The sequence below is a fragment of the Leucobacter celer subsp. astrifaciens genome, from assembly GCF_001273835.1.
GTDB lineage: Bacteria > Actinomycetota > Actinomycetes > Actinomycetales > Microbacteriaceae > Leucobacter > Leucobacter celer.
The window spans coordinates 48,120-69,552 of record NZ_JHEI01000146.1 but is presented as its reverse complement, the minus strand read 5'-3'; the positions used below and the strand labels follow the sequence as shown (position 1 = coordinate 69,552).

Sequence of the window (21,433 nt, the reverse complement as noted above, 5' to 3'; positions counted from 1 at the left end):
CCGTCGACGGCTCAGGCCGGGGCCGTCTCGCTCTGCGTGCGCTCGTTCATGAAGCGCACCACGTTGGGGTCGACGATGACGTCGCGAGGCTGCAGCGGTCGCTGCAGGTAGAGCCCCTCGAGTGAGCGCACGCGGCTCAGCGCCACGTAGGTCTGCCCGGCGCTGAACGCGCGGGGCCCGAGGTCCACCACCGCGGCGTCGTAGGTGTGCCCCTGCGACTTGTGCACGGTCACGGCCCACGCGAGGCGCAGCGGGAACTGCTCGAACTCCGCGACGACCTCCTTCTCGAGCTTCTTCGTCTCGGCGTCGTACCGGTAGCGGTAGCGCTCCCACACCGTGGGCTCCACCTCGAACTCCTCGCGATCCACCTCCACCCACACGGTGCCGTCGACGCGCGACACCGTGCCGATAGTGCCGTTGACCCAGCGCCCGTCGGAGTCGTTGCGCAGGAACATCACCTGCGCGCCCGGCTTGAGCTCGAGCACCTCATCGGCCGGGTAGGTGTTCTCCCTGAACTCGCCGTTGATCTCGGCCACGGCCCGCAGCGACGTCCCGCCGATCTCGGCGAGCCGCTGGGCGTTGATGCGGTTGACGGTGGCGTTGGTGGTGGCGAGCGTGATCACGTCGCGGGGCGCGGGGCGCGCGCCGGCCGCGTTGAGCTCGGCCGCCTGATCCTCCTGCACCACCCCGTGCCGCACCGCTCCGAGGATCTGCTTGAACCGGTCGTCGCGCTGGCGGTGCACCTCGCTCAGCTCGATCACCGACAGCGGGGTGGCCGTCCACACCTTCGCGTCGAAGAACCAGAGCGAGCGGTAGGTGTCGGCGAAGTAGGCGCGCTCGTGCGGGTCGCGCGGAGGCACGGGCGGCAGCTGGAACGGGTCGCCGAACATGATGATCTGCGCGCCCCCGAAAGGGTCGTGCTTCTTGTCGCGGGCCTGGCGCAGCGAGCGGTCGATCGCGTCCATGAGATCGGCGGAGACCATCGAGATCTCGTCGATGACGAGCGTGTCGATCGAGGCGAGCATCTTCTTGAGCTCGGCGGGCTGGTCGAGGTCGTGATCCGCGATGATGCCGGTCGGCAGGCGCAGCAGCGAGTGGATCGTCTGTCCGCCGACGTTCAGCGCGGCGACGCCGGTGGGCGCGCAGACCGCGATGATCTTGCTCGTGTTCCAGGCGAGGTGGTTCAGGATGGTCGACTTGCCGGTTCCGGCGCGACCCGTGACGAAGATGTGTTCGCGGGTGTGCTCGATGCGCTCGTAGACGGCGAGCTGCTCGGGGGAGAGCTGGGGATTCGGCACCCCCCAATCGTAGCCTGCAGCCGTGCCGCACGCGGCGGGCGACGGGTCAGGAGCCGGCTTTGACCGGGAGCAGCAGGATCAGGCCGAAGAGCAGCACGAGGGAGATGCCGAGGATGCCGAAGATCGTCGTTCCGCCGAGCGCCACGGACGCCGTGAAGGCGGCCGGCGCGAGGAAGGAGACCGCGCGGCCGGTCGTGGCGTAGAGGCCGAAGATCTCACCCTCGCGACCGGGCGGGATGAGTCTCGCGAGGAAGGAGCGGGACGCCGACTGCACGGGGCCGACGAACACCGCGAGCGTGAGGCCGAAGGCCCAGAACACCCATCCGCCGAGCGGGTTCAGGATGAACAGGAGCAGCCCGCAGAGCACCATGAGCACGATCGAGGAGAGCATCACCGTCTTCGCGCCGATGCGATCCTCGAGGACTCCGCCCGCGATGGTCGCGATGCCGGCCACGACATTGGCGACGATGGCGAACAGGATGACGGTGGTGTTGTCGAAGCCGAAACTGCGCGCAGCGATGACGCCGGCGAAGGTGAAGACGCCGGCGAGGCCGTCGCGGAACACCGCGCTCGCGATGAGGAAGTAGAGGGTGTGGCGGGCGGTGCGCCACAGGTCCGCGATGCTGCGGAAGAGATCCCGGTACCCGGTGAGGAGCCCGCGTCGGGTGCTCGGTGCTCGCGGGTCGGCGGGGATCTCGGGCACCGCGAAGAACACGGGGATGGCGAAGATCCCGAACCACAGCGCCGAGATCACCATCGCGACCCGGATGTTCCAGGCCCCCTCGGAGGTGACGCCGAACCAGCCCACCTCGGGGAAGATGAATCCGACGAGCAGGATCGCGAGCAGTACGATGCCGCCGAGGTAGCCCATGCCCCATCCGAAGCCGGACACCTTGCCGACGTTGCCGTTGTTGGAGACCTGGGAGAGCATCGCGTTGTAGCTGACGCTCGCGAACTCGAAGGCGACGTTGCCGATGGCCAGCAGCACGAGGCCGAGCAGCAGGTACTGCTCCGCCGGGGCGACGAGCACCATCAGCGCGTTCGCGCCCACCACGATAGCGGTGTTGATGCCGAGCCAGGTCTTGCGCCGGCCGGCCGCGTCGGTGAGGCGACCCAGCACCGGTGCCACGAGCGCCACCACGATGCCGGCGATGAGCAGCGCCATGCCGAGCTTCGTCGACACCTCCGCTTCTTCGCCGAAGGGGGCGCTCGTGAGGTAGACGGTGAAGACGAAGGTGGTCACGACCGCTTGGAACGCAGCCGATCCCCAGTCCCAGAGCGACCAGGCGACGATGGTGCGCTTCTTCACGGGCGTGGGGTCCGTGGTGTCCGCGGCGTTCGGTGCCGTGTTCTCACTCATGTCGCCAGCGTAGTGCCATCGCGGCCGCTCCGGGGGCTTTGCGGCTCGTCATCCGATCGCCGCCAGCGCGAAGGGGAGCACGTCGTCTGCTCCGGCGGAGCGGAGCGCCCGGGCCGCGACCGTGAAGGTCCAGCGGCTGTCGACGAGGTCGTCGACGAGCAGCAGCGGGCCCTGCGCGTGCGTCACCGCGGACGCGAGCTCGGGAGAGACGCTGAAGCGGTGCCACACCGACGACAGTCGGAACGCGCTGTTGCCTCCCGGTCCGGCGACCGGCACCGAGGGGTCCACGTCGAGCGAGCCCAGCAGCGGCAGCCGGCCGCGACGGGCGATCTCCGCGGCGGTGCTCGACACGAGGAGCGGACGCGTGAGCGACGGCATCGCGATGACCCCGACGGGGCGCTGCTCCCACGGCCAGTCGCGCAGTGTCGTGAGCACGCCCTCCATGAACCGCTCGTCGATCTCGCGGTCGACGGCACCGGCGGTGAAGAGCTCGCGCAGCGGACCGCCCCAGCCGAGGTCGGTGAGGCGCGCGACCGCGCGACCCTCGAGCGGGCGCTCGGCGGGGGCGATGCGGCCCTTCACGGGGAGGCCGCGGCGATCCGCCCCGGTGGGCCACTGGGCTCGCGGCTCGATCGGCACGCCCGTGCGCTGCAGGCGCGCGGTCGCCTGTTCGGCCGCCGCCGCGGGCACGTCGTTCGGGTACCAGGGGCCGGCGCACACGTCGCATCTGCCGCAGGGGGCGGCGGTCGGGTCGTCGAGCTGCATCTGGAGCAGTTCCATGCGGCACCGCTCGCCGCGCTCGTAGTCGAGCATCGCCCGCTGCTCAGCCTCCCGGGCTGCGGCGATCCGTCCGTACCGCTCCGCGTCGTAGTTCCAGGGGAGGCCGGTCGAGAGCCACCCGCCGCCCACCCGCCGCACGGCGCCGTCGACGTCGAGCACCTTCAGCAGCAGCTCGAGCGGGGTGCGCTTGATATCGACACGCGCCTCGATGGCGGGAGTCGAGAGCGGTGCCTCTCCCGCGGCGTCGAGCGTCGCGATGACGGCGGCGGCGCGCTCGGGATCGGGCATGGACGCCGTCGCGAAGTAGCGCCAGACCGCCTCGTCCTCCGGGCCCGGCAGCAGCAGCACGTCGGCGTGCGAGGTGCCGCGGCCCGCGCGGCCGACCTGCTGGTAGTAGGCCACCGGAGAGGACGGTGCGCCGAGGTGCAGCACGAACCCGAGATCGGGCTTGTCGAAGCCCATCCCGAGCGCGCTGGTCGCGACGAGCGCCTTCACCTCGTTGGCCTTGAGCGCGGCCTCGAGCCGTTCCCGTTCCTCCGGATCGGTGCGCCCGGTGTAGGAGGCCACCGGGTAGCCGGCCTCCCGCAGCAGCTGCGCCGTGTCCTCCGCCGCCGAGACGGTGAGCGCGTAGACGATGCCGCTGCCCGGCAGCCCGTCGAAGTGGGCTGCGAGCCAGGCCAGGCGATCCCGCGCCGACGGGAGCCGCAGGCAGCCGAGCCGCAGGGACTCGCGGGAGAGCGTGCCCCGCAGCGTCAGCACGTCCTCGCCGAGCTGATCGACGACATCGCTCACGACGCGCGCGTTGGCGGTGGCGGTGGTGGCGAGCACGGGAATGCGGCGGTCGAGTCCGGCGAGGAGCGCGGCGATACGCCGGTAGTCGGGGCGGAAGTCGTGCCCCCAGTCCGAGATGCAGTGCGCCTCATCGATGACGAGCAGGCCCATGCGTGCGAGCAGCTGGGGGAGCCGGGTCTCGCGGAACCGCGGATTGTTGAGGCGCTCCGGGGAGACGAGCAGCACGTCGATGTCATCGGCGTCGAGCCGGTTCTCGATCTCCTGCCACTCGTCGGCCGTCGCCGAGTTGATGGCCGCGGCGCGCACGCCCGCGCGCTCGGCGGCCGAGACCTGATCGCGCATGAGGGCGAGCAGCGGGGAGACGAGCAGGGTGGGCCCCGATCCTCTGGCCCGCAAGAGCGCGGTGGCGACGAAGTAGACGGCGGACTTGCCCCAGCCGGTGCGCTGCACCACGAGTGCACGGCGGTGCTCGTCGACGAGCGCGGTGATGGCCTCGAACTGCCCGGGGTGGAAGTCGGCGTCGTGACGGCCCGTGAGCCGGCGCAGCACGTCGACGGCCTCGGCTCGGGTGGAGTGCTCGCTCGGTTGCATGGTTCCGATGATGCCAGGCGCCGCCGACATCGACGCCCGCCCGGCGGGCGTCCGGGATCCCGGGCCGCGCCCCGCGCTCCCGGAATCGAGTCGGGGCCTCGCGCGGCGATATGCCGTTTCTGAAAGTTGAGTGAATATGACTCAAGTTTTGAGGCGCGGACTTGACTTGGCCCCCTCGTCAACTAAACTTGAGTGCATCAGGCTCAAGGCCGCGGCGGGTACTCCGTCGCGCTTCTGAGCGAATACGCCAAGGGGGCGCTCGCCGCCTCGATCCGGAATCGCAGAAGGAGAACACATGTCACGTGCAGTAGGCATCGACCTCGGCACCACCAACTCGGTCGTCGCCGTCCTCGAGGGCGGGGAGCCCACCGTCATCGCGAACGCGGAAGGGTTCCGCACCACCCCCTCGATCGTCGCTTTCACCAAGGACGGCGAGGTGCTCGTCGGCGAGACCGCGAAGCGCCAGGCGGTGACCAACGTCGACCGCACGATCGCCTCGGTCAAGCGCCACGTGGGCACCGACTGGAAGAGCGATGAGATCGACGGCAAGCGCTACACCGCGCAGGAGATCAGCGCGCGCACGCTCATGAAGCTGAAGCGCGACGCCGAGACCTACCTGGGTGACAAGGTGACCGACGCGGTCATCACCGTTCCCGCGTACTTCAACGACGCCGAGCGCCAGGCCACCAAGGAGGCCGGCGAGATCGCGGGCCTCAACGTGCTCCGCATCATCAACGAGCCCACCGCGGCCGCGCTCGCCTACGGTCTCGACAAGGGCAAGGAGGACGAGCTCATCCTCGTCTTCGACCTCGGCGGCGGCACCTTCGACGTCTCGCTGCTCGAGGTGGGCAAGGACGACGACTTCTCGACGATCCAGGTGCGCTCGACCGCGGGCGACAACCGTCTCGGCGGCGACGACTGGGATCAGCGCATCGTCGACTGGCTCATCACTCAGTTCAAGTCGTCGACCGGCGTCGACGTCGCGAAGGACAAGATCGCCCTGCAGCGCCTCAAGGAGGCCGCCGAGCAGGCCAAGAAGGAGCTCTCGAACTCGATGAGCACCCAGATCCAGCTGCCCTACCTCTCGCTCACCGAGAACGGCCCCGCCAACCTCGACGAGACGCTCACCCGCGCCAAGTTCGAAGAGCTGACCAAGGACCTGCTCGAGCGCACGCGCAAGCCGTTCGAAGACGTGATCAAGGAGGCCGGCGTCAAGGTCTCGGACATCGCGCACGTCGTGCTGGTCGGCGGCTCGACCCGCATGCCCGCCGTCACCGAGCTCGTCAAGAAGCTCACCGGGGGCAAGGAGCCCAACAAGAGCGTCAACCCCGACGAGGTCGTGGCGGTCGGCGCCGCTCTGCAGGCCGGTGTGCTGAAGGGCGAGCGCAAGGACGTGCTGCTGATCGACGTCACCCCGCTCTCGCTCGGCATCGAGACCAAGGGCGGCATCATGACGAAGCTCATCGATCGCAACACCGCCATCCCGACCAAGCGCAGCGAGACCTTCACCACCGCCGAGGACAATCAGCCGTCGGTGGCCATCCAGGTGTTCCAGGGCGAGCGCGAGTTCACCCGCGACAACAAGAACCTGGGCACCTTCGAGCTGACGGGCATCGCCCCGGCCCCCCGCGGTGTGCCGCAGATCGAGGTCACCTTCGACATCGACGCCAACGGCATCGTGCAGGTGTCGGCGAAGGACAAGGGCACCGGCAAGGAGCAGACCATCACCATCTCCGGCGGCTCGACGCTCTCCAAGGAGGACATCGAGCGCATGGTGCGCGAGGCCGAGGAGCACGCGGCCGAGGACAAGAAGCGCCGCGAGTCGGCCGAGCAGCGCAACAACGCCGAGCAGCTCGCGTACTCGGTGGAGAAGCTCATCAGCGAGAACGAGGACAAGCTGCCCGAGGACGTGAAGACCGAGGTGCAGGGCGACCTGGACGAGCTGAAGCAGGCGCTCGCCGGCGATGACGACGAGGCCGTGAAGACCGCGTCCGACAAGCTGGGCCAGAGCCAGACCAAGCTCGGCGAGGCGATCTACGCCGCGGCTCAGGCCGAGGCGCCCGCGGCCGACGCCGATGACCAGTCGAACGACGACGACGTGGTGGATGCCGAAGTCGTCGAGGACGATGAGGAGCAGAAGTAACGATGGTCGACAAGGAACAGCGCACGCCGGGTGACGATCCCGATCGCGACGACGTTCCTACGGCGGGGTCGGGGGCAGACGATGCCTCCGGCCCTGCGGGCCGGACTCAGGAAGAAGCGCAACGCGTTTCTTCGTCCGGGCCGTTCGGCTCACCAGCCGAGCAGGGGGACGCATCGGAGGATGATCTGACCGTCGACGACATCCTGGACGCAGCGCAGAACACGGACGCCGCGGCGCAGAGCGCGAACGGGGCCGACGAGCGGGCCGCCGACGCCGAGAACCCGTATCTCGAGGATCTGCGCCGTCTGTCGGCGGAGTACGCGAACTACCGCAAGCGCACGGAGGCCAACGCCGAGCGCGAGAAGCAGCGCGCCGTCGCCGCGGCCGTGACGCCGCTGCTCACGGTGCTCGACGACCTCGATCGCGCCGAGCAGCACGGGGATCTCCCCGAGGGATCCGCGTTCGCGACGATCGGGCAGAAGATCCGCGGCATCATGGATCGCTTCGGTCTCGAGAGCTTCGGCGAGAAGGGCGAGCCCTTCGACCCGCAGCTGCACGAGGCGATCGCGCAGGTGCCCGTGCCGGGCACCGAGCAGCAGACGGTCCTGGACGTGATCGAGCGGGGGTACCGGCTCGGAGATGTCGAGCTGCGCCCCGCCAAGGTAGCGGTGGCGGTGGGGGCAGATGGCTAGTCAGGATTGGCTCGAGAAGGATTTCTATCAGATCCTCGGCGTCTCCAAGGACGCGAGCGATGCTGAACTGAAGAAGACCTATCGCAAGCTCGCCCGCAAGTATCACCCGGATTCGAACCCGGGCGATGCCGCGGCCGAGGCGAAGTTCAAGGAGATCAGCGAGGCCTACTCGGTGCTCTCGGACGCCGAGCAGCGCGCCGAGTACGACCAGATCCGCGCCATGGGCGCGGGCGGCGCCCGCTTCACCGCGGGCGGCGGGGGCGGCCAGGGCTTCGAGGACGTCTTCGGCGGCATGTTCGGCGGGGGCCGGGGCGGATCCCACTTCAGCTACCAGCAGAGCGGCGGTCAGGGCTTCGAGGACATCTTCAACATGTTCGGCGGCGGTGCGCCGCGCGGACCCCAGCCGGGCCGCGACATCCAGGCGTCGACGACCCTGGACTTCGAGACGGCGGTGCGCGGCGACACCGTGACGCTGCAGGCCCCGAACGGGCCGGTGAAGGTGAAGATCCCCGCGGGCGTCTCCGACGGCCAGAAGATCAAGGTGCGCGGCAAGGGCGAACCGAGCCCGAACGGCGGACCGGCCGGCGACATCATCCTCACGGTGAGCGTGCGCAAGCATCCGGTGTTCGAGCGCGACGGCCAGAACCTGCGTCTCAAGCTGCCGGTGACGTTCTCGGAGGCGGCGCTGGGGGCCACGGTCGAGGTGCCGACCCTCGAGGGCGCACCGGTCAAGCTGAAGGTGCAGCCCGGCACGCCGAGCGGTCGCGTGCTGCGCGTCAAGGGCCGCGGAGTGAAGAGCTCCAAGGGCACCGGTGATCTGCTCGCCGAGGTGCAGGTGGTCGTACCGTCGCACCTCTCCGACCAGGCTCGCGAGGCGCTCGAGGCGTTCCGCGATGTCGAACCGCAGGAGAATCCCCGCGAGGATCTGCTCGCGAGATCCCGCGGCTAGCGGGCTCCGGCTCGCTTCGAACGCTGATCGAGCGGGCGGAGCGAGCCGGGATCCCCTCGCGGGAAACCAGATGAAAGGACATCTCATGGCGACTCCCCAGATGGATCGCTACACGCCCGTCTTCGCGATCGCGGCGGCGGCGGAGCTCGCCGAGATGCATCCGCAGACGCTGCGGCAGTACGACCGCATCGGGCTCGTGTCCCCGCAGCGCACCCGCGGCAATACCCGCCGCTACTCCCTGCACGACGTCGCGCGCCTGCGCGAGGTGGCGCGGCTGTCGGCCGAGGGGCTCAGCCTCGAGGGGATCCGGCGGGTGCTGCAGCTCGAGGACCGCGTGCGCGAACTCGAGGGCCGCGTGCGCGATCTCGAGCACGCCCTCGCGGAGGAGCGCCTGCAGCGCCCCGAGCGGCGCGTGTTCGCGGCGGGATCCGCCGGCGGCGAGGTGATCACGCTGCGGCGCGGCACTCGCGTGCGCCGCAACGCCGAAGTGGTCGTTTGGAAGCCGTAGGGGTTTCGCGGCGCGGGGCGGAGATTCGCAGGCGGTCGTCTCCGGCGCCCGGTGCTCCGCACTGGCCGCTGCCAGACCCGACCAACGACCGCTTCGCGAATCTCCGCCCTGCGCCGCTACCCTGTGTGGGATGAGCGCTTCCGAGAACTTCGGTTTCCCCGAGCTCTTCGCGGAGCTGTCGCGCGAGCCGGACTTCGATGCACCCGAGCTGCAGGCCTACGATGCGGCGGACGAGCTGATCCTCACGACGGCCGCCGACGACGTGCGCGAGTCGGGCGACGGAGAGCTCATGGTGATCGGCGACCGGCACGGGGCGCTCACGCTCGGCGCGGCCGCGGTGCTCGGTGCGCGGGGGATCCGCACACATCAGGACCCGCTGCTGGGCGAGCGGGCGCTGGTGCGTAACGCCGAGCGTCTCGGGCTCGCTGACGCGTCTCTCTCTCACGGCCTCGACGCCTCGCTGCTCGACGGCGCCCGGATCGTGCTGCTGCAGCTGCCGCGCGGACTCGACGCGCTCGACGAGATCGCGTGGTCGATCGCGCGCTGGGCCGCGCCCGACGTGCGCGTCTACGCGGGCGGCCGGGTGAAGCACATGACCCGGGCCATGAACGAGGTGCTCGGCCGGTACTTCGCCGAGGTCTCGGCCGGACTCGGGTGGCGCAAGTCCCGTGTGCTCCTCGCGCGCGGTGCACGGGATCCGGGACCCGCGCCGTTCCCGCGCTGGGGCGCCGATCCCGACCTCCCCTTCCGCGTCGCGGCCTTCGGTGCGACGTTCGGGGGCGCGACGCTCGATCACGGCAGCCGGCTGCTGCTCGCGGATCTCGCCGACGCGGCGCCCGAGGCGCACCGGATCGTGGATCTCGGCTGCGGCAACGGGGTGCTCGCCGTCGCGGCGGCGCTCGCCCGCCCCGCCGCGACGGTCATCGCGACCGATCAGTCCGCGGCGGCGGTGGCGGCGACCCGGCTCACGGCGCAAGCCGCCGGGGTGGCCGACCGCATCGAGATCCACCGCGCCGACGCCCTGGAGGCGGTGCCCGACGGCTGGGCCGAGCTGATCCTGCTCAACCCGCCCTTCCACAGCGGGGCGGCCGTGCACGCCGGGGTGGCGCATCGTCTCATCCGGGCCTGCCGGAGGGCGCTCGCGCCCGGGGGCGAGCTCCGCATCGTCTTCAACTCGCATTTGCATTACCGCCCGCTTGTCGAGCGCGAGATCGGTCCGAGTCGTCAGATCGCCCGCGACCGCACCTTCACGGTGCTGTCGGCGACGCGATCCGGGGGTTAACCCTCGCGGCGCTGCTGGTCCTGCTCCGCCCGCGCCTTGATGAGATCCCGGGCCGAGAGTTGATGCAGGCGCCGGCCGTAGTCGTCCGAGGTGATGCCGCTCAGGAAGCTGCCCGGATCGACCTCGAGTGCGGTCGCGAGCCGGATCAGGGTCTCCGCAGTGGGGCTCGATGCGCCGCGCTCGATCTTGCCGATGCTCGTCCAGCTGATCTCGGACAGCTCGCCGAGATCCTCGAGCGAGATCCCGAGTCTCTGCCGGACCGCGCGCACGCGCTGACCGATCTGGAGCGCGGCGGCGGAGTGGATCTTGGGCACCGAACTAGCGTGCTCGCCTCGGAGGTGGAGTACCAGCAAGCAAACGCACTGGCTGAAAACAGCCAGTGCGTCTCGGTCCTGATCAGTGCTGCGTGGGATCCTTCTCGCGCTCCCGGGGCTGGGCCTCGTCGGCGTTCGAGGCCGCCTGCTCCGGGTGTTCGACCGACTCGACCGGCTCGCTCGGCTCGACCTCTTCGAGCGGCTCGCTCCGGTCCACCGGCTCGGTGTCGCCGGCTCGACCGACGCCCTCCGCGGCGGCGATGGCCTCGTCCTCCGCGATGTCATCGGCGGTGCGGTCGCGGTGGCGCCACTCATAGATGCTCTCGGACGCCACCTCGCGCGGCTTCGAGAGCAGCAGCAGCGAGAGGGAGACGCTGATCAGAGCGGCGAAGACCGTGGCGACCACGGCGGAGAGCATGAGCGAGAACCGCAGCGAGAGCCCGAGCATGTAGACGAGCGCGAACGGCACCGCGAAGAAGAGCAGGCGCAGCACGGTGTAGGTGATCCAGGCGGAGCGGGGGTTCTTCACGGGGCCGAGTCTACCCGCGGCACCTGAGGCGAAACCGTCCGGCCGCGTCCCCGGCCCCGTGCGACCGGCGGCGGAGGGAGGCAGCCAGGAGGCGACCAGACAGGGCCGGTAGCATGGACCTATGGTGCGATTCGTGATTATCGGGATCGTCGTCGCAGTGGCCTTCACGCTGTACGCTCTGGTCGACGCGGCGATGACCGATGCATCGCGTGCGCGCGGCGTGAGCAAGCCCATGTGGGTCGTGATCGTCGTGCTGCTGCCGGTCATCGGCGGCGTGCTGTGGTTCTTCATCGGCAAGGGAGCGAAGTCGTCGGCCGCACCGCGCCGTGCGCCGGACGACGACCCGCGCTTCACCGGGACGCACCTCTCGAACGAGGATCTCGACGCGCACATGCGCGATCTCGAGGAGCGGCTGCGCGAGCTCGACAACGAGACGTTTCCGGGCGAGGGGCAGCAGAGCCCCGCTCCCGGAGAAGCTCCGGAGGCGCCGCGTGAGGAGCCGGCGAGCCCGCTCGGATTCGATGCGCAGGAGCCGCCCCGGGATCCGGGCGACGCGGCGGAGCCGTCCGGCGACGCCGACGAGTCCGGCGACGAGTCCGCCAACGGCAGCGACGCGCGTCCAGACGGCGACGCGGCGCAGAAGTGAGCGCGACGCCGCACCCCGCGCCGTCTTCGATGTTCGCGGTCGAACTGCTGGCCGAGCTCATCCGCCGCGGCGTGGAGGACGTGGTGCTGTGCCCGGGCTCGCGCTCGCAGGCGCTCGCGCTGGCCGCGGCCTCGGCGGAGCGCGCGGGGGCGATCCGGCTGCATGTGCGGCTCGATGAGCGCTCGGCGGCGTTCTTCGCGCTCGGGGTTGCACGTGAAACGGGCGTCCCCGCGCCCGTCATCGTGACGAGCGGTACGGCCGTCGCCAACCTGATGCCGGCGGTGCTCGAGGCGCACGAGGGGCGGGTGCCGCTGCTGCTGCTGACCGCGGACCGGCCGGCCGAGCTGCGGGGGATCCGCAGCAACCAGACGACCCGGCAGACGGGGATCTTCGCCGGGATCACCCGCCTCGCGCGCGATGTCGCCGCGCCCGAGTTCGGGCAGGACGGGGATCTTCTCAGGGGCCGGGATCGGGAACCGAGCGCGCTCGCCGACGAGGCGCTCTCCGCCGCCACCGGCTTCCTCGGCGAGGCCGCTCCGGGTCCCGTGCACCTCAATCTCGCGTTCCGCGAGCCGCTCTCAGGCACCGCGGGCTTCGACGAGATGATCGCGCGCGGCTTCGAGGCTGCGGCGGTCGAGGCCGGGCAGCTGCGCGAGTCGGAGACCGGGGGTCTCGGCGATCCGCGAGTGCACGCGGGCGCCAGGGGGTATCTCACGCACCTCGGATTCGCGGACGAGGAGACCTACACGCACCGCGGCGATGCGCTCGCCGTGGTGGTGGCCGGCGAGGGCGCCGGGCCGGAGGCGGAGGCCTTCGCGCACGCCGCGGGTCTGCCGCTGCTCGCCGAGGCGGTCAGCGGCTCGCGCTACGGGCGCGAGACGATCGCGGCGTACGCCACGCTGATCGACGATCCGGTCATCGGCGGTCTTGCCGAGCAGGCCATCGTATTCGGGCACCCCACACTCACACGACAGGTCCCGGCGCTGCTGCGGCGCGAGGACGTCGACGTGGTCGTGGTCGATCCGTACGGCGACGCCGAGCACTTCGACCCGGGCCGCAACGCGCGTGTGGTGCGTGCGGCGCGGGTGGCCGAGGATCACGACCCGCGTGCGCTGCGCCGCTGGCTGGGGACGTGGGTGCTCGCGGATCGCGAACTGCTGCGGGAGCGCAGCACCGTGCACGAGCCAGACCTCGACGCCGCTCTCGCGACCGGGTACAAGGAGCGCAGCGCCTATGCGCGGGCCGAGGTCGCCGTGATGCGCGAGCCGGTCTCGCGCGAGCTGCTGGTGGAGAGCGTCTGGCGCGCGACCTGGCCGCACGACCGCCTGGTGCTCGCGGCCTCCCGGCTGGTGCGGGTGCTCGACGGACTCGCGCCGGCCCGCAAGCTGGAGGTCCGAGCGAACCGCGGACTCGCGGGTATCGACGGCACGGTGGCGACCGCGCTCGGGGTGGCGGTGACGAGCCAGGCGAGCGACGATCCGGCCAGGGCCGCGGGCTCGACGCGCGTGCTCATGGGCGACCTGGCGCTGCTGCACGACGCCGGATCCCTGCTGCTGCCCGAGGGCGAGGACCGCCCCCGCATCCAGCTCTTCGTCGGCAACGACGGCGGCGGCACCATCTTCGACGGGCTCGAGGTGGCGGGATCGGCCGAGCAGGCGGCCTACGACCGCGTGATGTACACGCCGCAGCGGGCGCGCCTCGAGGCGCTCGCCGAGGCCTACGGCTGGGCGTACCGACGTGTCGAGACCCGCGGCGAGCTCGAGAGCCTGCTCACCGAGCCGGTCGGCGGTCCGACGCTCGTCGAGGTTCCGCTGAGCCGCTGACCCGGCCCGTTGGTCGAGCGAACCGGACGCGAGTCGAAACCCCGTGGGATCCCGGTTTCGACTCCGCGCTGCGCGCTCCGCTCAACCAGAGGATGACCGGCCCGCCGGTTGAACGGAGGCCGGAGGCCGGAGTCGAAACCCGGCATCGGTGGCTCTACAGTGGGAGTCATCCGAGCGGAGGAGGCGGCATGGCGCGAGAGTTCTGGACCGGGGATGTGGCGGAGCTGCTGCGCGTCGGACCGGGTTTCCGGTTGCGGGATGTGGATCCGGCCGCGACGCCCGGCATCGACGGCGGGAAGCGCGCGGGCGTGGCGGAGCTGGCGCAGTCCGCGCAGCAGCTGCGCGGACTGCAGGAGAAGCTCTTCGCGCAGAGCAGGCTCGGCGCGAAGGAGCGGCTGCTCGTCGTGCTGCAGGCCATGGATGCCGCGGGCAAGGGCGGGATCGTCAACCACGTGTTCTCGTTGCTGGAGCCCTACGGCCTCGCGCTCACGGCCTTCAAATCCCCCACGGAGGAGGAGCGCGCGCACGACTTCCTCTGGCGCGTCGAGCCGCGCGTGCCGGGCCCGGGTGTCATCGGGCTGTTCGACCGCTCGCACTACGAGGACGTGCTGATCCAGCGCGTGCGCGGTTTCGCCCCGCCCGAGGAGATCGAACGCCGCTACGGGGCGATCGCCGACTTCGAACGCCGCATCTCCGACGACGGGGTGCGTGTGGTGAAGATCATGCTGCACATCTCACCCGAGGAGCAGGCGGAGCGCCTGCTCGCCCGGCTCGACGACCCCGAGAAGCACTGGAAGTACAACACGGGCGACGTCGACGAGCGGCAGCACTGGGCGGCCTACATGGAGGCCTTCCAGATCGCCATCGAGCGCACGGCCGCCGATCACGCGCCCTGGTTCGTGGTGCCCGCGAACGCCAAGTGGTACGCGCGGGCGGCGGTGCAGCGGATCGTCATCTCCGAGCTGCAGCGCATGAACCCGCGGTGGCCGGAGCCCGACTTCGATGTCGCCGCGGAGCGGGCCCGCGTCGAGGGCACGCTCGAGATGCGTTGGCCGGAGTGATCCGGCTCGCCGGGTTTCGACTCGGCTGGCGCAGCAGTGCCACCACGGATCGCGCACAAACGCTGACGCGTTTGCTCTCGAACGATCCGTGCTCGCTCGACCGGCGGCTGCGGTATCCCGCCGGTCGAGCGAGGAGCGCAGCGACGAGTCGAAACCCCGGAGGCGCCTACGGCGCGAAGGCCTCGGTGATGGGGCGCAGCTTGGAAACGGTCTCGCCGAGCTCGTGCGCAGGATCCGATCCAGCCACGATCCCGCCGCCGGCGCTCGCCACCACGGGGCGTTCCCGGGTCGCGGGATCCGCCGGGCCGACCTGGGCGCAGCGCAGCGCGATGACCCACTCGCCGTCGCCGGCGGCATCGATCCAGCCCACGGCGCCCGAGTAGCGCCCGCGGTCGAACGGCTCGAGCTCGTCGATCGCGGCGACCGCGGCCGAGGTCGGGGTCCCCGCGACCGCTGCGGTGGGGTGCAGCGCGCCCACGAGCTCCAGCGCCGAGCTGCGATCGCCGAGGCTCGCCCCCAGGTCGGTGGCCAGGTGCCACACGTTGGGCAGCTGGAGCGTGAACGGCTCCTCGCTGGTGCGCAGCTCGCTCACGTACGGGGAGAGCGCGGTCACCACGCTCTGCACCGCGAAGGCGTGCTCGTGCTGCTCCTTGGCGCTCGTGAGCAGTTCGTCCCTGGCGCGCGCGTCGCGCTTGGCGTCCTCGGGGTGGCGCCCGCGCGTGCCGGCGAGCACGCGCGCGGAGACGGCGCCGCCGGTGGAGCGGATGAGCGTCTCGGGGCTCGCGCCGACGAGCCCGTCGACCGCGAAGGTCCAGCAATCGAGGTAGCGCTCGGCGAGCCGCCGCAGGGGGACCCGCAGGTCGGCATCGGCGGGAACCGTGCCTGTGATCTGGCGCGCGAGCACGATCTTCTCGGCCTCGCCCTGCGAGATGCGGCGCCCGGCCTCGCGCACCCCGTTCAGGTACGCGTCGACGGTTCCGTCGCTCGCGGCGGTGCCCGAATGCGGAGCCGACGGACTCTCGTCGTCGCTCGCGACGGGCAGCTCGGTGAAGGCGGTGCCGCCCCAGGTCCCCGGGGAGCCGGCCTCGGGGAGGGTCGGCGCGCTCGCCGCGGTGTCGTCGGCGAGGGAGATCTCGGTGATCCACCAGGTCGTGCGGTGCCGCGCGACGAGGAGGCGGGGCACGATGAGCGCGCTCTCGGAGGCGCTGCGATCCGCGAAGGCGAAGGTGCCGAGCGCGACGAGACCGGTGCCGGGCAGCCGAACCGGGTCGTCGATCTCGGCCGCCGCCGCGATCCGCCGCCAGTGCTCCGCGGCATCCTGGAACCGGGTCGGTCCGCTGAAGCTCAGACGCAGCGTCTCGCCGATGCCCACGCAGCCGCGGTCGTCGCGGAGCCACAGCAGGGGGTGCTGCGGGTCGGCGAGCGACACGAGATCGGGCGTTGCGGTGAGCGCTCTCGTGGTCGCGCGCAGCCGGGGCACTCCGCGATCAGTGGTCACTCGTACCAATCTACCGTCCTCGCCGGGGGAACACCTCAGCGGCCGATGCATATACTTGTTGCACTATTGCATTCATTCTCATATTTTGGATGAGGATCAGGGAGGTAGCGTGAACGATCAGCCGAACGCCATCGATGCGCAACCGCGGGGTCGTGCGCGAGTCATGCTGTACGCGACGCTGCTCGTCGCGGTGCTCGTCGTCAACAGCGCGATCTTCGTGTGGGGCGCCGCAGCCGGATGGTGGCAGCCGCACGCGCACAGCCTGCAGATCATCGCGGCGATCTCGCAGCTCAACCTGCTCTTCGCGATACTGCCGCGCCAGCACTGGGCCGTGAATCTCATCTCCTGGCTGGCGACCCGGGCGCCCACCAGCTGGCCGCTGCGGCTGCGCTGGCGGCTGGCGCAGTACTACCACGTGGGCGGCCTGCACGTCGGCGGTGCGATGGCCGGAACCGCCTGGTACATCGTGTACTTCGTGCTGCTCGCACCGGCCTGGGCGGACGGCGAACCGGGATACGACGACGTGTCGGTCCTTCTGGCGCTGCTGATCACCCTCGTGCTCCTCACCACCTGCGTGTTGGCGGCTCCGAGGATCCGGAGCCGCCACCACGATCTCTTCGAGGCGTCGCACCGCTTCGGCACCTGGTCGGTGCTGGTGCTCGCGTGGATCAACGCCCTCGTGCTCGCTCAGCTGCAGACCCCGCTGCGCGGGTTCGGCGAGGCGCTGCTGACCTCGCCGATCTTCTGGATGCTCGTGGTCTCGACCGCTCTGGCGCTGTGGCCGTGGCTGCTGCTGCGACGCGTGGCGGTGACGGTGGAGCGGCCATCGGATCACGCCGCGATCGTGCGGCTGGACTACGGCTACACCCCTCCGGTGGGGACCACGCGCGCGATCAGCAGGCACCCCCTGTTCGGCTGGCACCCTTTCGCCTGCGTGCCGGCAGCGCCGGGGGAGTCGGGGTACCGCATGGTCGTCTCGCGCGCCGGCGAGTGGACCTCGCGATTCATCGACGAACCCCCGACGCACGTGTGGGTCAGGGGCATCCCCACGGTCGGCGTCGCCAACGCGAAGCGGCTCTTCCGCAGGGTGCTGTACGTGACCACCGGGAGCGGCATCGGGCCGGCGCTCGGGCATCTGCTCACCGACACGCAGGGCTCCAGGCTGGTGTGGGTCACCAAGACCCCGCGTGCCACCTACGGCGACGGCCTCGTCGACGAGGTGACCGCGGCGCAACCCGAGGCCGTGATCTGGAACACGCACGAGCGGGGCAAGCCCGACGTGGTCGCGCTCGCCTACGAGGCATACCTCGCCTCCGGAGCCGACGCGGTCATCTGCGTCGCGAACCAGCCGGTCACCTCCCGTCTCGTCCGCGAGTTCGAGCGCCGCGGCATCCCGGCTTTCGGTCCGATCTGGGACTCGTGAGGGATCGCGCGGCGTCGCGGCGACCGTCCGCCAGCTCCGGATCAGCCCGACGGACTAACATGGAGGGGTGACTCGAGCCGATACCGCGACCAAGCACGCCGCCGACGTCTCCGCGATGTTCGACGAGGTGTCCCCTCGTTACGATCTCATCAACGACGTGCTGACCGTGGGCAACGATCGCCTCTGGCGCATCGCCACCACGCGGGCCATCGGTCCGCGCAAGGGCATGCGGATCCTCGATCTGGCGGCCGGAACCGGCACCTCTTCGGCGGCGCTCGCCGCGCACGGCGCTCAGGTGGTCGCCGCGGATTTCTCGAAGGGGATGCTCGAGGAGGGGCGCAGGCGCCACGCGGGCAACGAGCTCATCGAGTTCGTGTGGGCGGACGCGACGGCTCTGCCCTTCGACGACGACAGCTTCGACGCCGCAACGATCTCCTACGGGCTGCGCAACGTGAACGACCCCCGCAAGGCGCTCGCCGAGATGCGCCGGGTGGTGAAGCCCGGCGGCCGGGTGGTGATCGCGGAGTTCTCCACGCCGCCGTCCCCGCTCGTGCGCGGGCCCTACGCGTTCTACGGACGGCACGTGCTGCCCCGCATCGCAGGCCTGATCAACCGCGAGGCGGCGGAGGCCTACCGCTACCTCAACGAGTCGATCGAGGCCTGGCCGGATCAGGACGAGCTCGGAGCCTGGATGCGCGAGGCGGGCTTCGAGCGCGTCGCCTACCGCAACCTGACCCTCGGCATCGTCGCGCTGCACCGCGGCTTCGTGCGCCACGAGCCGAAGCAGCCCGCGGCGCCTGAGCCCGTCGCGACGGCGGCCCCCGCGGCGAAGCCTGCGACCGCCGATGCGCCGGCGGCGGCGAAGAAGCCCGCCCCCGCGACGAAGAAGCCCGCCCCTGCGCCGAAGAAGCCTGCGGCTGCGAAGGCGCCCGCGACAGCGACGAAGAGGCCCGCAGCGAAGAAGCCCGCACCCGCGGCGAAGAAGCCCGCCACGAACGCGCCCACGACGACGAAGCCCACGACCAAGGCTCCTGCCGCGAAGGCGCCTGCCGCCAAGAAACCCGCTGCGAAGAAACCCGCCGCCGCGAAACCGGCCGCGAAGCCCGTCGCTTCCGCGAACCCCAGCGCACCCGAGCGCCCCGAACCGAAGGCCGGAGAGACCCAGTGAGCCGACCCGAAGCTTACGATACGGCGACGCAGGCGCTGCCGATGCGCCTCTTCAGAGGCGCGCAGGATCGCCGCCACGCGAAGGCGCTGCAGGATCAGCTCGAGCTCATCGAGGCCGAGCTGGCGGAGCATCTTCGCTTCGCCTCTCCCATCGCCGACGCGCCGGCTCGATACCTCATGGACGCGGGCGGCAAGCGGATCCGGCCCATGCTGACGCTGCTGACGAGCGAACTGGGCGACGGCCCCGACGAACTGGTGCGCCGCGCAGCGCAGGCGGTCGAGCTGACTCACCTCGCCTCGCTGTACCACGACGACGTGATGGACGACGCGAAGCTGCGCCGCGGAGTGCCGGCGGCGCAGACCGTGTGGTCGAACTCGGTCGCGATCCTCGCGGGGGATCTGCTCTTCGCCCGGGCGTCGTCGCTCGTGTCGGGCATGGGCGAGGAGGCGATCCTGCTGCAGGCGCGCACCTTCGAGCGCCTCTGCCTGGGGCAGCTGCACGAGACCGTCGGTCCGCAGGAGGGCGACGAGCCGATCGCCCACTACATCCAGGTGCTCGCCGACAAGACCGGTGCGCTGATCGCCACCGCGGCCCGCATGGGAGTGATGTTCGGTCACGGTCCGGCGGAGTACGCCGACCCCGTGATGGAGTACGGCGAGCGCATCGGTGTCGCGTTCCAGCTGATCGACGACGTGATCGACCTCTCGCCGAAGAAGGAGCAGACGGGCAAGCGCGCCGGCACGGACCTGCGGGCGGGCGTGGCCACGCTCCCCTACCTGCTGCTGCAGCAGCGGGCCGGCGAGAACCCCGCCGACGCGGAGCTGCTGGGGCGCATCGACGCCGGTGCAGCGGCGATCGCCGAGGGCGCGGATCCCGCGCTGCTCGACCCCGAGGTCGAGGCGCTGCGCGCGCACGAGGTGACACGGGAGACCGAGGCGACGGCGAAGCGCTGGGCCGAGGAGGCGAAGCAGGCGCTCGAGGTGCTGCCCAAGTCTCCGGTGAAACGCGCGCTCGAACGCATGGCCGATTCGATCGTGAACCGCGAGGGATAGTCTTCCGCCGGTGGGGGCGCAGCACAGCGGAGTCGAAATCCCGGGTGGAGATCCCGGATCGGTTTCGACTCGCTCCGCTCGCCGGGCCGGCGATCGAGGGAAAGGTGAACACCATATGAGCAGGATGCGATTGGCGATCGTCGGAGCGGGACCCGCCGGGATCTACGCGGCGGATCTGCTGCTGAAGGCGGAGCGCGACTTCGAGGTGGAGATCGACCTCTTCGAACAGCTGCCCGCGCCCTACGGCCTGGTGCGCTACGGGGTATCGCCCGATCATCCGCGCATCAAGGGCATCATCACGGCGCTGCGCGAGGTGCTCGACAGCGGTGCCATCCGCTACTTCGGCAACGTGCGCTACGGCCAGGACATCACCCTCGCCGACCTCAAACGGCACTACCACGCGGTGATCTTCGCCACGGGGGCGATCCGCGATGCGTCGCTAAACATCTCCGGGATCGACGCCGAGGGGTCCTACGGCGCCGCCGATTTCGTGAGCTGGTTCGACGGTCACCCCGACGTGCCCCGCACCTGGCCGCTCGAGGCCCGCGAAGTGGGGGTGGTCGGCAACGGCAATGTGGCCCTCGACATCTCGCGCATGCTCATCAAGCACGCCGATGACCTGCTGCCCACCGAGATCCCCCAGAACGTCTACGAGGGACTCAAGGCGAATCCCATCGAGGAGCTGCACCTCTTCGGCCGCCGCGGACCGAAGTACGTGAAGTTCACCCCGCTCGAGCTGCGCGAGCTGGGGGAGGTGCGCGACGTCGACATGGTGATCGACGAGCGCGACTTCGACATCGAGGACGCCTACGCCGACGAGGTGCTCGCCAAGAACAAGCAGGTCGTCGTCATGACCCGCATCATGGACAAGTGGCGCGCCGAACAGCGGGAACGCGAGTCGGGCGAGGTCGCGCCGTCGTCGCGGCGCCTCCGCATGCACTTCTGGTCGAAGCCGGTCGAGGTCGTGGTCGAGGACGGCCGCGTGGCCGGCCTCAAGATCGAGCGCACGGCGCCCGACGGCCGCGGCGGAGTCATCGACACGGGCGAGTTCGAGGTGATCCCCATGCAGTCGATCTACCGCGCCGTCGGCTACTTCGGATCGCCCCTCGACGAGGTCCCGTTCGACGACGCGAGGGGCGTGATCCCGAACGTGCAGGGCCGGGTGCACGATCTCGAGGGCGCTCAGATCCCGGGTGTGTACGCGACGGGTTGGATCAAGCGCGGCCCCGTGGGCCTCATCGGCCACACCAAGTCGGACGCCATGGAGACCCTCGAGTGCCTGCTCGAGGATCGCGAGAGCTGGTGGCGCCCGGAGACTCCCGCGGCCGAGGCGATCCCCGAGCTGCTGCACGAGCGCGAGGTGCCGTATACCACCATCGAGGGGTGGCAGCGGCTCGACGAGCACGAGCTGTCGCTCGGCGAGGAAGCCGGCCGCACACGCGTCAAGGTGGTGCCGCGCGACGAGATGACGCGCATCTCCCGCGGGGAGTAGTGAGCCGGAGGGCCTTCCGTGGTTGGCGGACC

The 21,433-nt window shown here is 70.7% G+C and carries 18 protein-coding genes; 12 read left to right on the top strand and 6 right to left on the bottom strand.

Translation table 11 applies throughout. The features are described from left to right. Window positions 1–11: 11 nt before the first annotated feature. The 3 genes from AMS65_RS16330 to AMS65_RS16320 are packed head-to-tail and all read right to left on the bottom strand — an operon-like array spanning window position 12 to window position 4,821. Window positions 12–1,298 carry an ATP-dependent DNA helicase gene (locus AMS65_RS16330; protein ID WP_053385232.1) on the bottom strand — a complete coding sequence of 429 codons (1,287 nt, stop codon included), beginning with the start codon at window positions 1,296–1,298 and terminating at the stop codon, window positions 12–14. 46 nt (window positions 1,299–1,344) lie between these two features. Beyond that, window positions 1,345–2,658 (bottom strand): MFS transporter, encoded by a 1,314-nt coding sequence (locus tag AMS65_RS16325; protein ID WP_053385231.1) that lies wholly within the window; start codon window positions 2,656–2,658, stop codon window positions 1,345–1,347. A gap of 48 nt (window positions 2,659–2,706) precedes the next feature. After that, window positions 2,707–4,821, bottom strand: coding sequence for a RecQ family ATP-dependent DNA helicase (locus AMS65_RS16320; protein ID WP_053385252.1), 2,115 nt, complete (start codon window positions 4,819–4,821; stop codon window positions 2,707–2,709). A 295-nt stretch (window positions 4,822–5,116) separates the two neighbouring features. Between AMS65_RS16320 and dnaK the strand changes: the two genes are divergently transcribed. The 5 genes from dnaK (at window position 5,117) to AMS65_RS16295 (ending at window position 10,395) form a co-directional block, all read left to right on the top strand. Then, window positions 5,117–6,964 carry a molecular chaperone DnaK gene (dnaK, locus tag AMS65_RS16315; protein ID WP_053385230.1) on the top strand — a complete coding sequence of 616 codons (1,848 nt, stop codon included), beginning with the start codon at window positions 5,117–5,119 and terminating at the stop codon, window positions 6,962–6,964. 2 nt (window positions 6,965–6,966) lie between these two features. Continuing rightward, a complete protein-coding gene (locus AMS65_RS16310; RefSeq protein WP_053385229.1) occupies window positions 6,967–7,656 on the top strand; it encodes a nucleotide exchange factor GrpE in 690 nt (229 codons plus the stop codon). Then, complete coding sequence (locus tag AMS65_RS16305) at window positions 7,649–8,605, top strand: DnaJ C-terminal domain-containing protein (protein WP_053385228.1); 957 nt, start codon at window positions 7,649–7,651, stop codon at window positions 8,603–8,605. Before AMS65_RS16310 ends, AMS65_RS16305 begins: the two co-directional genes overlap by 8 nt. Window positions 8,606–8,690: 85 nt before the next feature. Then, window positions 8,691–9,113, top strand: a complete 423-nt coding sequence (locus tag AMS65_RS16300) for a heat shock protein transcriptional repressor HspR (RefSeq protein ID WP_241489485.1) — start codon at window positions 8,691–8,693, stop codon at window positions 9,111–9,113. Between the two features lie 130 nt (window positions 9,114–9,243). Beyond that, window positions 9,244–10,395 (top strand): class I SAM-dependent methyltransferase, encoded by a 1,152-nt coding sequence (locus tag AMS65_RS16295; protein ID WP_053385227.1) that lies wholly within the window; start codon window positions 9,244–9,246, stop codon window positions 10,393–10,395. Here the strand turns inward: AMS65_RS16295 and AMS65_RS16290 are convergent. Both AMS65_RS16290 and AMS65_RS16285 read right to left on the bottom strand, forming a co-directional pair. Further along, window positions 10,392–10,709 carry a helix-turn-helix domain-containing protein gene (locus AMS65_RS16290; RefSeq protein ID WP_053385226.1) on the bottom strand — a complete coding sequence of 106 codons (318 nt, stop codon included), beginning with the start codon at window positions 10,707–10,709 and terminating at the stop codon, window positions 10,392–10,394. The two genes, AMS65_RS16295 and AMS65_RS16290, sit on opposite strands and share 4 nt — an antisense overlap. An 82-nt stretch (window positions 10,710–10,791) precedes the next feature. Continuing rightward, window positions 10,792–11,238, bottom strand: a complete 447-nt coding sequence (locus AMS65_RS16285; RefSeq protein WP_053385225.1) for a DUF4229 domain-containing protein — start codon at window positions 11,236–11,238, stop codon at window positions 10,792–10,794. 121 nt (window positions 11,239–11,359) lie between these two features. Here AMS65_RS16285 and AMS65_RS20415 point away from each other — a divergent pair, with 121 nt between their 5' ends. The 3 genes from AMS65_RS20415 to AMS65_RS16270 all read left to right on the top strand — a co-directional run bounded on the left by AMS65_RS20415 (window position 11,360) and on the right by AMS65_RS16270 (window position 14,768). Further along, window positions 11,360–11,884 carry a PLDc N-terminal domain-containing protein gene (locus AMS65_RS20415; protein WP_241489484.1) on the top strand — a complete coding sequence of 175 codons (525 nt, stop codon included), beginning with the start codon at window positions 11,360–11,362 and terminating at the stop codon, window positions 11,882–11,884. Window positions 11,885–11,913: 29 nt separating this feature from the next. Continuing rightward, complete coding sequence (gene menD, locus AMS65_RS16275) at window positions 11,914–13,707, top strand: 2-succinyl-5-enolpyruvyl-6-hydroxy-3-cyclohexene-1-carboxylic-acid synthase (RefSeq protein WP_053385224.1); 1,794 nt, start codon at window positions 11,914–11,916, stop codon at window positions 13,705–13,707. Window positions 13,708–13,895: 188 nt separating this feature from the next. Then, window positions 13,896–14,768 carry a PPK2 family polyphosphate kinase gene (locus AMS65_RS16270; RefSeq protein ID WP_053385223.1) on the top strand — a complete coding sequence of 291 codons (873 nt, stop codon included), beginning with the start codon at window positions 13,896–13,898 and terminating at the stop codon, window positions 14,766–14,768. A 166-nt stretch (window positions 14,769–14,934) separates the two neighbouring features. On the opposite strand, the gene AMS65_RS16265 is transcribed toward AMS65_RS16270, so the two are convergent. After that, on the bottom strand, window positions 14,935–16,266 hold the full coding sequence (locus tag AMS65_RS16265) for an isochorismate synthase (RefSeq protein ID WP_241489483.1): 1,332 nt from the start codon (window positions 16,264–16,266) through the stop codon (window positions 14,935–14,937). Window positions 16,267–16,375: 109 nt separating this feature from the next. Between AMS65_RS16265 and AMS65_RS16260 the strand changes: the two genes are divergently transcribed. From AMS65_RS16260 to AMS65_RS16245, 4 genes are all read left to right on the top strand, one after another. Then, a complete protein-coding gene (locus AMS65_RS16260; RefSeq protein ID WP_053385222.1) occupies window positions 16,376–17,689 on the top strand; it encodes a hypothetical protein in 1,314 nt (437 codons plus the stop codon). 67 nt (window positions 17,690–17,756) lie between these two features. Continuing rightward, window positions 17,757–18,857, top strand: a complete 1,101-nt coding sequence (locus AMS65_RS20520) for a class I SAM-dependent methyltransferase (RefSeq protein WP_306455233.1) — start codon at window positions 17,757–17,759, stop codon at window positions 18,855–18,857. 41 nt (window positions 18,858–18,898) lie between these two features. After that, entirely contained in the window at window positions 18,899–19,909 is a 1,011-nt protein-coding gene (locus AMS65_RS16250) for a polyprenyl synthetase family protein (protein WP_053385248.1), read from the top strand. Window positions 19,910–20,024: 115 nt separating this feature from the next. After that, window positions 20,025–21,401: an FAD-dependent oxidoreductase gene (locus AMS65_RS16245; RefSeq protein WP_053385221.1), complete on the top strand. Its 1,377-nt coding sequence runs from the start codon at window positions 20,025–20,027 to the stop codon at window positions 21,399–21,401. The last annotated feature ends 32 nt before the right edge of the window (window positions 21,402–21,433 follow it).

Coding starts and splice junctions, on each gene's coding strand:
- AMS65_RS16325 (WP_053385231.1), bottom strand. CDS start 2,658: ATGAGTGAGAACACGGCACCGAACGCCGCGGACACCACGGACCCCACG.
- AMS65_RS16320 (WP_053385252.1), bottom strand. CDS start 4,821: ATGCAACCGAGCGAGCACTCCACCCGAGCCGAGGCCGTCGACGTGCTG.
- dnaK (WP_053385230.1), top strand. CDS start 5,117: ATGTCACGTGCAGTAGGCATCGACCTCGGCACCACCAACTCGGTCGTC.
- AMS65_RS16310 (WP_053385229.1), top strand. CDS start 6,967: ATGGTCGACAAGGAACAGCGCACGCCGGGTGACGATCCCGATCGCGAC.
- AMS65_RS16305 (WP_053385228.1), top strand. CDS start 7,649: ATGGCTAGTCAGGATTGGCTCGAGAAGGATTTCTATCAGATCCTCGGC.
- AMS65_RS16300 (WP_241489485.1), top strand. CDS start 8,691: ATGGCGACTCCCCAGATGGATCGCTACACGCCCGTCTTCGCGATCGCG.
- AMS65_RS16295 (WP_053385227.1), top strand. CDS start 9,244: ATGAGCGCTTCCGAGAACTTCGGTTTCCCCGAGCTCTTCGCGGAGCTG.
- AMS65_RS20415 (WP_241489484.1), top strand. CDS start 11,360: ATGGTGCGATTCGTGATTATCGGGATCGTCGTCGCAGTGGCCTTCACG.
- menD (WP_053385224.1), top strand. CDS start 11,914: ATGTTCGCGGTCGAACTGCTGGCCGAGCTCATCCGCCGCGGCGTGGAG.
- AMS65_RS16270 (WP_053385223.1), top strand. CDS start 13,896: ATGGCGCGAGAGTTCTGGACCGGGGATGTGGCGGAGCTGCTGCGCGTC.
- AMS65_RS16250 (WP_053385248.1), top strand. CDS start 18,899: ATGCGCCTCTTCAGAGGCGCGCAGGATCGCCGCCACGCGAAGGCGCTG.
- AMS65_RS16245 (WP_053385221.1), top strand. CDS start 20,025: ATGAGCAGGATGCGATTGGCGATCGTCGGAGCGGGACCCGCCGGGATC.